Annotated in this window: 2 protein-coding genes; both read right to left on the minus strand. The window is 62.1% G+C overall.

The window, feature by feature from the left end; genetic code table 11:
* On the minus strand, positions 1-721 hold a 721-nt coding region (locus tag L9Z73_RS30700), incomplete at its 3' end, for a hypothetical protein (protein WP_247408718.1).
* A gap of 62 nt (positions 722-783) precedes the next feature.
* A partial coding sequence (opgC, locus tag L9Z73_RS30705) for an OpgC domain-containing protein (RefSeq protein WP_247408720.1) occupies positions 784-1,273 on the minus strand: 490 nt, incomplete at its 5' end.

Genomic DNA, 1,273 nt, shown 5'->3' on the forward strand with positions numbered 1-1,273 from the left:
CGGTGGCCAGCAATAGCTGGCGAGGGTGAAAAGTGCTCATGGCGTTGGACCTGTTGTTATTGGGGTTATGCAGGTGGCGGCCATGGTGCGGGGCGGTGCGGGCTTTGTTGCGCAACTGTGCGCCCAGGTCCAATGCGCGGGCGGCTTCGATGAAGGTGACTGCGCTCAGGCTGCGGTCGTTGTCCGGCCCCACGATATAGCTGGCTTCCACCAGGCTGAAACCCGAGTCGCCGGGGATGGAATGGGTGAAGCCGTAGTTGAGGCACGCCGCCTCCCACAGCGACATGTGCTTGAGGTGGTGAATGTAGTGAAAGTCGTACTCGGCTCGTCGCGCACGATTGGCGCCCTTGGGAATAGGCATGTAGCCGATCGGGGCAAGCGGGTCCGGCGGGTCCCAGGGAAAGCCCCGCTCGCGTTTTTCCTTGAACCGGGTGAAAAGGGTGTACTGCTCGGGATCGCGCCCGCCGATTTTTTCCCGCAGTTGCGCAAGGCCTTGGGTCTTGAAGTCGCGGGTCAGCGCTTGCTGGGCGGCTTCCAGAGCCGCCAGGGCTTTCAGTGCCTCGCGTTGCAAGCTGACGTAGCGGGCGGTTTGCGCTGGGTTCAAGCTGCTCATGGCTTGAATGACGTTGTGCTGGATCTGCTCAAGGGCTTGTTGGCGTGACCAGGAACTGCGGGACTGCAGGTTCCCTGACAAACCGTTGAGCAGTTGATAAGTGGACATGTGCCATGACCTTTCACGATAAGTGGAAGGGCATGGAAGCATCGACGCGAAAACTGCCGGGGCTAACTATTTAATGACGACGTGGGCACTGAGCGACGGCCTTGCAAGGAACTGTCCAGGCGCTTGTTGAATTCCAGCCAGGTCGCCAGAAAGCCCATCAACGCCACGCCTGCCAACGCGCTGAACAACTGCATGGCCAACGCATCGCCGGCCAGGGCATTGAGCATGTCCGCCAGCGGCGCCAGCAGTACGCCGAGGCAGAACACCTCCAGGGAATAGCGGCCCATGCGGCAACTTTGTTGCGCCAGCCAATGGCGGGTCCAGCCGGCATGGGGCAAGAGCTTGGCGGTGACATAGGCCAACGCGAGGAAGTGCACCAGGCGCACCGGCGACAGGTCGGTTTTGCTGATGGGGTACAGCAGGTCGCTGAGCCACGCGGGCATCAGTGCGTCATGCACCTCGGGCCAGCGCCAGGAGAGTGTGATGATCGCCGCCAGCAGCGAGTAGGCTGCCGCCGCGATAAACAGCGGCTGGCGCAGCAGCCCACGGGTT

Origin of the sequence: Pseudomonas emilianonis (assembly GCF_023072625.1) — a bacterium.
GTDB lineage: Bacteria > Pseudomonadota > Gammaproteobacteria > Pseudomonadales > Pseudomonadaceae > Aquipseudomonas > Aquipseudomonas paraveronii.